We start from the raw sequence: 8,337 nt of genomic DNA on the forward strand, positions 1-8,337 counted from the left end.
ACGCGGCATGGATGCCGCGTAAGAGCCTACATGGACGTACTTGCGGCGTGTCCCGCGATGGTGGGCGGGCAAGGGCCCTGCAGCAAACTCACAGCGTAGAGGGCGCGGCGAGGACACCGCACCGATTGCCGGTTGCTTTGTCGAAAACCACGCGCGCCGGCCAACTCAACTGGTCCTTGTCCGCCCACCGTCGCGGGACCTTACGCGGCATGGATGCCGCGTAAGAGCCTACAAGGACGTACTTGCGGCGTGTCCCACGATGGTGGGCGGGCAAGGGCCCTGCAGCAAACCCACAGCGTCGAGGTTGGGCGTGCAAAGGCACTGCAGCCAAGCCACAGAACTAGCGACGCCCGCCCGATGGCCATGAAGACGCTGTCAGCCGCTATCAAGTGAACTGCATTACGCCCTGAGCGCGGCCATGCGCGAGATCAGATCTCGGTCGGGCCGATGTGGTGGCGCTTGCGGTAGCGGATCGACGACCACACCGAGGCGGCGATGAAGGCCACGCCGATCAGGCCGGTGAGTACTTCCGGCACGTGGTACACGGTGCCGACCAGCATGATGATCGCCAGCACGCCGATGGCGTAATGGGCGCCGTGCTCCAGGAACACGAACTCGTCCAGCGTGCCCTTGTGCACCAGATAGACCGTCATCGAACGCACGAACATCGCACCGATCGCCAGGCCCAGCATGATGATGACCACATCGCGGGTGATCGCGAACGCGCCGATCACCCCGTCGAACGAGAACGAGGCGTCCAGCACTTCCAGGTACAGGAAGGCAGCAATGCCCGAGCGCTTGGCCGGGCCCATGCCGTCTTCGCTCTCTTCGGACTCGAACAAGGCATCCACGCTGCCGACCAGCAGGTACAGCAGGATGCCGCCCAGGCCGGCGAACAGCACGCTCTGAAAAATGGCATTGGGCAGGAACAGCTTGGTGCACAGCAGCACCGTCACCGCCACGATCACCGACATCGCATCGGCCTTGCCCAGCTTGCCGACCAGCCGTTCCACCGGGCCGAGCCAGTGCAGCTTGCGCTCCTGGTCGAACAGGAAGTTCAGGAATACCAGCAACAGGAACATGCCACCGAAGGCGGCAATGGACGGGTAGTTGTCGGTCAGCACCTGGCTGTAGCGGTCCGGCTCCTTCAGCGCCATCTGCATCACTGGTACCAGGCCCATGCCGGTGGCCACCGACACGATCACGATCGGAAACACCAGGCGCATGCCGAACACCGCGATCAGGATGCCGACGGTGAGGAACAGCTTCTGCCAGAACGCGTTCATGTGCTTGAGCACGCCGGCGTTGACCACCGCGTTGTCGAACGACAACGACACCTCCAGCACGCTCAGCACCAGGCACAGCCACAGCGCCTGCCACAGTCCCATTGCGGTGGTGTGGCCCCACCAGGCGGCAACGCCCAGGCAGACGGCGGCGACTAACAACGACATTCTGAACTCGCGGAACATTGACACTCCCAGGCGGGCCGAGACGACAGCCGAAGCAACCGGCCAGGGTGAGGCCCGGCAGATCCGGCATGCGGTGGAGGATGGGGGACCGCGGCGTGACGTGAGGTCAGGCCGGGCGTGGCTCGCCCATTATAGGGAGTGTCACCGCCATCAGGGTCGCATCGTCCGGATCCGGGCGGACCCCGAAGCCCAGGCTCTGGCACATTGCCAGCATGGTGCGGTTCTCGCGCAGCACCTGGCCTTCGATCTGCTTCAGGCCCAGCCAGCGCGCGTACTCGATCATGATGCGCATCAGCTGCCAGCCGATGCCGTGGCCCTTGAGGTCGGAGCGGATCAGGATGCCGTATTCGCCGCGCTCGTAGTCGGCGTCGGCATGCAGCCGTACCGCGCCGAGCATGTCGCCGGTCTTGGGGTCGATGGCCACCAGCGCGATCGAGCGCGCGTAATCGAGCTGGGTCAGCCGCGCGATGAATTCGTGGCTGAAATGCTTGACCGACTGGAAGAAGCGCAGCCGCAGGTCTTCGTCGGTGACCCGTGCGAAGAACGCGCGGAACAGCGCGTCGTCCTCCGGGCGCACCGGGCGCACCAGCGCATGCGTGCCATCGCCCAGCCCGATCTGGCGCTCCCATTCCTTCGGGTACGGAAAGATCGCAAAACGCGGATGGCCGCGGCCCTTGTGCAGCTTGCGCGCGGGCGCCACCGCCACGCGCGCGTCCAGCGCGATCACGCCATCGCGGTCGGCCAGCAGCGGGTTGATGTCCAGCTCGGTGATCTCGGGGATGTCGGCGGCCAGCTGCGCCAGCTTGACCAGCACCAGCGCCACCGCGCGCTCGTCGGCGGCCGGCACATCGCGGTAGGCCTTGAGGATACGCGACACCCGGGTGCGCCCGATCAGCTCGTGGGCCAGGCGCAGATCCAGCGGCGGCAACGCCAGCTCGCGGTCGTTGATCACTTCCACCGCGGTGCCGCCGCGGCCGAACACGATCGCCGGGCCGAACACCGGGTCGTCGGCGATCCCGGCGATCAGTTCGCGCGCCTTGGGCCGCAGCACGGTGGGCTGCACGATCACTCCTTCGATCAACGCATTGGGGTGCGCGGCGCGCGCACGCGCCAGGATGCCGGTCGCCGCTTCGCGCACCGCCGCCACGCTGGACAGGTTCAGGCGCACGCCATCCACATCGGACTTGTGCGCGATGTCGCTGGACAGCACCTTCAAGGTCACCGTGCGGCCGACGGCCAGTAACGGGTCGGCCAGCAATGCGGCCTCGTTGGCGGTGGCGGCCACCTGCAGCGGCACGATCGGGATGCCGTAGGCGGCCAGCAGGCGGTTGGTGGCCACCGGGTCCAGCCAGCGCCGACCGGCGGCCAGGGCGTCGTCGACCACCGCCCGGGCGATGCCGGCATCCACCACGAAATCTTCCGGCAGGCTGGGCGGGGTCTCCATCAACGCCGCCTGCGCCTCGCGGTAGCGCACCAGGTGGGTGAAGCCGCGCACCGCGTCCGACTCGGTGGCATAGGTGGGCACGCGCGCGGCATTGAGCGCGGCGATCGCCGCATCGTCCTGGCCCAGCCATACGGCAAACACCGGCTTTTCGCGCTGGTAGCGGTTGCGTTGGTCCAGCGCGCGGGTCAGCGCCTTGGCCGCATCGGCCGAGGAGGTGAACGCGGTGGGCACGTTGACCACCAGCAGCGCGTCGTTCTCCGGGTCGTCCAGCAGGGCTTCGATCGCCGCAGCATAACGCGGCCCGTCGGCATCGACGATGATGTCGACCGGATTGCTGCGCGACCAGCCCTGCGGCAGCGACTGATCCAGCCGCTCCAGCGTCTTGGCCGACAGCTCGGCCAGGGTGCCGCCGCGCAGCACCAGCTGGTCCACCGCCAGTTGCCCCACCCCGCCGCCGTTGCTGAGAATGGCCAGCCGCCGGCCGGGAAAACTGCCGAGCCGGCCCAGGGTTTCGGCGGCGGCGAACAATTCGTCCAGCGCGCCCACCCGCAGCAGGCCGGCACGTGCGAATGCCGCGCCATACACCGCGTCCGAGCCGGCCAGCGCCTGCGCGTGGGTGTCGGCATTGGGGTTGATGCGGAACTGACGCCCGGACTTGACCACCACCACCGGCTTGGCGCGCGCGGCGGCGCGTGCGGCCGACATGAACTTGCGCGCATCGCCGATGCGTTCGACATACAGCAGGATCGCGCGGGTACGGTAGTCGGTGGCGAAGTAGTCGAGCAGATCGCCGAAATCCACATCCAGCGTATCGCCCAGCGACACCACCGCCGAGAACCCGACCGAGCGCGCCACACCCCATTCCACCAGCGCGGCGGCAATCGCGCTGGACTCGGAGATCAGCGCCAGGTCGCCGGCCTGCGGGCAATGCGCGGCGATGCTGGCATTGAGCCGCGCATGCGGGGCGATCACGCCAAGGCAGTGCGGGCCGAGGATGCGCATGCCCTTGGCGCGCGCGGCCGCCTCCATGCGTGCGGCCGGCGAGCCGGGGCCGCTGCCCAGCCCGGCGGTGAGGATGATCGCCGCGGCCACCCCGCGCCGCGCCGCGATCGACACGATGCGCGGCACGATGCGCGCTGGCGCGGTGATCACCACCAGGTCCGGCACCCAGGGCAGATCGGTCAGCCGCGCCACCGTGCGCACGCCATCGATCTCGCTGTAGCGCGGGCTCACCCAGCCGATCTGCCCGGGAAACCCGGCCGCGCGCAGGTTGCGCACCACCGCCCGCCCGGCCGAGCGATCGCGCGGACTGCCGCCGACCACCGCCACGGTGGTGGGACGAAAGACCTGCTGCAGGTGGTAGGTACTCATCGTGCGGAAGAGAACAATGCCATCGCGCTACGGTACACGCACTGATGGATCCAGGCATCGGCGCGCTGTGCACCATGAGTGTGTCACGCCGGGGTCACCACCCCCAACCGGGGGTGCAGAGGCATCGCTAGAGTCGGCGATGCACCAGGCCGATGCACCTGATGCGCCAAGGACGCAGGCACTCACCCTTCCGGTCAGTCGAGACACGTCCGGCATGGATAGAGGCCTGGCGACTGCTCGCCAGGCCTCCAAGGCAACCGATTACAACAGCGTGCCACTCAAGATCGCCGCGGCAATGCTGAAATAGATCACCAGCCCGGTGACATCCACCAGCGTGGCCACGAACGGCGCCGAGGCGCTGGCCGGGTCGAAGCCGAGCCGTTGCAGCACGAACGGCAGCATCGAGCCGGACAGCGAGCCGAAGGTGACGATGCCGATCAGCGCCGCGCCGATGGTCAGCGCCACCATCTGCCAGTGCGGGCCGTAGTCGTACAGGCCGGCGGTCTGCCAGATGGTGATGCGCACGATCGCCAGGATGCCCAGGATGGTGCCCAGGGTGAGCCCGGTCGGCAGCTCGCGCAGCGCCACCTTCCACCAGTCGCCCAGGCGCAGCTCGCGCAGTGCCAGCGAGCGGATCAGCAGCGAGGTGGCCTGCGAGCCGGAGTTGCCGCCCGAGCTCATGATCAGCGGAATGAACAGGGTCAGCACCACCGCCTTGGACAGCTCGTCCTCGAAGTGCTGCATCGCGCTGGCGGTGAGCATTTCGCCCAGGAACAGCACGCTCAGCCAACCGGCGCGCTTCTTGATCATCTGGCCGAAGCCGATCTGCATGTAGGGCTTGTCCAGCGCTTCCATGCCGCCGAACTTGTGCACGTCCTCGGTGGATTCGGCGATCAATGCGTCCAGCACGTCGTCCACGGTGACGATGCCGAGCACATGGCCATGCGCATCCACCACCGGGATCGCCAGCAGGTCGTGGCGGCGGATCAGGCGGGCGACTTCTTCCTGGTCCAGTGCCGGGTCCACCGTGACCGGCGGATTGACCTGCGCCACCTCCAGGATCGGCGCCTCCGGCGCGCCGGTGATCAGCCGGCGCATGGTGACCACCTGGGTCAGCACGCGGCTGTGCGGGTCGAGCAGATAGATCGCATAGACCGTCTCGCGGCTGCGCTCCACCTCGCGGATGTGCTGCAGCGTGCGGCCCACCGTCCAGTCGGCCGGCACCGCCACGAACTCGGTGGTCATCAGCGCGCCGGCGGTATTGGGCGGGTAGCGCATCAACGCCTGGATCGACAGCCGCGCCTCGGCACTGAGCAGCCACAGCAGCGGCTGGCGCTGCTCGGCATCCAGGCCATGGAAGATGTCGGTGGCGCGGTCGTCGGCCATCTGCCCGAGCAGGGAGGCGGCCTGCTCGGCCGGCAGCAACGCGACCAGCGCGCTGGCGGCATGCAGCTCGGGCTGTTCGAGCAATTTCACCGCACGCGGCTGCGGCAGCGCGGCCAGCACCTGTGCGGCCTCGTCGCGGTCGAGGGTGTTGAGGTATTCCACCGCATCGGCCGTGTTGAAGTCGGCGATGGGTGCGATCAAGGCATCGACGCCTTGGGCAAGGCGCAGGGTTTCGTTGTACATGGTGGTTCGCCTGGTGACGACCGTCGTCGATGACAGCCGGCGAACCTGAGCCTCAGGCGTGCGCCAGCTGGGTCATCGACCCGGGTCTAGGGTGACTGTCGCTGGACATGAGTAAGGGCTCCGAAGGGTGCGTACCGACCGGTGATCCGGGCGGCAGCGCGGCGCAGTCTGCGCGCCTGCGCCCGCTTGGTCAATGCCCTGCGCAGGCCATGCTCAGCGGGCGTCCAGGCGGACGCCACAACGCCGGGCCTGTCATGTCGACAAGCGACTGCACTGCACCCGACGACCGGCCGTGCGCGACCGACCAGGACCGTGGGTCATTGCCTGCAACGGCGGCTGCGTGCACGCATGCAATGCGGAACGACCTGGCGACATGCGGCTCAGTCATGCGGACGACGTGGCGCATTGCTGCCCGCGATGTGGTGCTGCCGGCTTGCATCACCGGACCAGAGCACACCGCCAATCCACACAGTTGCACGCAGCGCACGCCGATCCAGGCCAGCAGCCGACCGCGGGCGGCATAATGCGAACCTCAACGGAGAACGTGCATGCATAGCGGTGGTCTGGAACTGGCTCTGGTGCTGATGCTGGCCGCCATCGTGGCGGTGCCGGTGTTCAAGCGCTTCGGCCTGGGCGCGGTGTTGGCCTATCTGGTCGCCGGTGTGGTGCTTGGGCCCGATGGCGTGGGCGTGGTGCAGGATGCCGAGCGCATCAGCGGCGCGGCCGAGATCGGCGTGGTGATGCTGCTGTTCGTGATCGGCCTGGAACTGTCGCCGGCCCGCCTGAAGGTGATGCGTCATTCGGTGTTCGGTGCCGGCGCCACCCAGGTGGTGGTGACCACGCTGATCCTGGGTGGCCTGCTGATGCTCGGCAACCTGGGCTGGAAGAGCGCGTTGATCGTCGGCGTGGCGCTGGCGTTGTCGTCCACCGCGGTGGGCCTGCAGCTGCTGGCCGAGCGCAAGGCGCTCAATAGCGACTACGGGCGCCTGGCGTTCGCCATCCTGCTGTTCCAGGATCTGATCGCCATTCCGTTGCTGGCGGCCATTCCGCTGCTCGGCGGCAGCAAGAACGCCACGCTGGCATGGCCGGACGTGGCCAAGGCGGTCGCGGCACTGGCGCTGGTGATCCTGTGCGGGCGCTTCGTGCTGCGCCATCTGTTCAACGTGGTGGCGCGCACGCGCATGCCGGAAGTGTTCACCGCCAGCGCCCTGCTGGTGGTGCTGGGCACCGCCTGGATCATGCAGGAAGCCGGGTTGAGCGCCAGCCTGGGCGCCTTCATCGCCGGCGTGCTGCTGGCCGATTCGGAATTCCGCCATGAGCTCGAATCGCAGATCGAGCCGTTCGAAGGATTGCTGCTGGGGCTGTTCTTCATCTCGGTCGGCATGGGCATCGATCTGAACCGGGTGGTCGCCGAGCCAGGCCTGATCGCCGGCGGCGTGGCGATCCTGCTGGTGGTCAAGTTCTCGCTGCTGGTCGGCATCGGCAGCGTGGCGAAGTTGCCGCTGCGCAGCAGCCTGATGCTGGGCAGCGTGTTGTGGCTGGGTGGCGAATTCGCCTTCGTGGTGTTCAACGAGGCCGATCGGGTCGGCTTGCTGGAGCGCGCCAACCACGACCGGCTGGTGGCCGTCGTCGGCGTGTCGATGGCGCTGACCCCGCTGTTGCTGCTGGGCATGCAGCGCATCCTCAACGGGCCGCTGCGGCTGCATGCGCCCAAGTCCGACCGCCCGTTCGACACCATCGATGCGCAGACGCCCAAGGTGCTGGTCGCCGGCATGGGCCGCTTCGGTCAGGTGGTCGCGCGCCTGCTGACCGCGCGGCATGTGCCGTTCGTGGCGCTGGAACACAACCCGGACACCGTGGAAGATCTGCGCCGCTTCGGCAGCCAGCTGTACTATGGCGACCCCACGCGACCGGAACTGCTGCGCGCCGCTGGCGCCGACCGCATCAAGGTATTCGTGATCGCGGTGGACGACCCGGACACCAACATCAAGACGGTGCGGCTGATCCGCCGGCTGTATCCACAGGCCACGGTGCTGGCGCGCGCACGCAATCGCCAGCACGCCTGGAAACTGATGGACCTGGGCGCCGAACCGTTCCGCGAGGTGTTCGCCTCCAGCCTGGAACTGAGCGAACGCGTGCTGACCTCGCTCGGCCTGGGCGAGGCGGTCGCCAAGGATCACGTCAAACGCTTCCGCCAGCACGACGAAGAGTTGCTGCATCGCCAGCACCTGGTCTACGACGACGAAGCCAAGGTGATCCAGACCTCGCGCGACGCACGCGCCGACCTGATGAATCTGTTCGAAGCCGACATCAAGGCCGATGTGGACGGCGAGCCCGCGCCTACCACACAGGATCGCTGAGCCCTTCGTAGGAGCGTGCCTGCGCGCGACCGGGCGTTACCGATAAAGCCCGTCGCGCGCAGGC

Annotated in this window: 4 protein-coding genes; 1 reads left to right on the top strand and 3 read right to left on the bottom strand. The window is 67.9% G+C overall.

Features of this window, described 5'->3' with window-relative positions; genetic code table 11:
• Positions 1–428 precede the first annotated feature (428 nt).
• From DYQ94_RS20520 to mgtE, 3 genes are all read right to left on the bottom strand, one after another.
• Positions 429–1,469, bottom strand: a complete 1,041-nt coding sequence (locus tag DYQ94_RS20520; protein ID WP_046345024.1) for a DUF475 domain-containing protein — start codon at positions 1,467–1,469, stop codon at positions 429–431.
• A gap of 106 nt (positions 1,470–1,575) precedes the next feature.
• Positions 1,576–4,284, bottom strand: coding sequence for a bifunctional acetate--CoA ligase family protein/GNAT family N-acetyltransferase (locus tag DYQ94_RS20525; protein ID WP_039521122.1), 2,709 nt, complete (start codon positions 4,282–4,284; stop codon positions 1,576–1,578).
• 261 nt (positions 4,285–4,545) lie between these two features.
• Positions 4,546–5,913, bottom strand: a complete 1,368-nt coding sequence (gene mgtE, locus DYQ94_RS20530) for a magnesium transporter (RefSeq protein ID WP_039521126.1) — start codon at positions 5,911–5,913, stop codon at positions 4,546–4,548.
• A 548-nt stretch (positions 5,914–6,461) separates the two neighbouring features.
• Between mgtE and DYQ94_RS20535 the strand changes: the two genes are divergently transcribed.
• Positions 6,462–8,273 carry a monovalent cation:proton antiporter-2 (CPA2) family protein gene (locus DYQ94_RS20535; protein WP_054591201.1) on the top strand — a complete coding sequence of 604 codons (1,812 nt, stop codon included), beginning with the start codon at positions 6,462–6,464 and terminating at the stop codon, positions 8,271–8,273.
• Positions 8,274–8,337: the final 64 nt, after the last annotated feature.

It is taken from the genome of Xanthomonas sp. LMG 8993, from assembly GCF_009835065.2.
In the GTDB taxonomy this organism is placed as follows: domain Bacteria; phylum Pseudomonadota; class Gammaproteobacteria; order Xanthomonadales; family Xanthomonadaceae; genus Xanthomonas; species Xanthomonas arboricola.

Excerpts from the sequence above, each read along its gene's own strand:
- mgtE (WP_039521126.1), bottom strand. The coding sequence starts at position 5,913 with ATGTACAACGAAACCCTGCGCCTTGCCCAAGGCGTCGATGCCTTGATC.
- DYQ94_RS20525 (WP_039521122.1), bottom strand. The coding sequence starts at position 4,284 with ATGAGTACCTACCACCTGCAGCAGGTCTTTCGTCCCACCACCGTGGCG.
- DYQ94_RS20520 (WP_046345024.1), bottom strand. The coding sequence starts at position 1,469 with ATGTTCCGCGAGTTCAGAATGTCGTTGTTAGTCGCCGCCGTCTGCCTG.
- DYQ94_RS20535 (WP_054591201.1), top strand. The coding sequence starts at position 6,462 with ATGCATAGCGGTGGTCTGGAACTGGCTCTGGTGCTGATGCTGGCCGCC.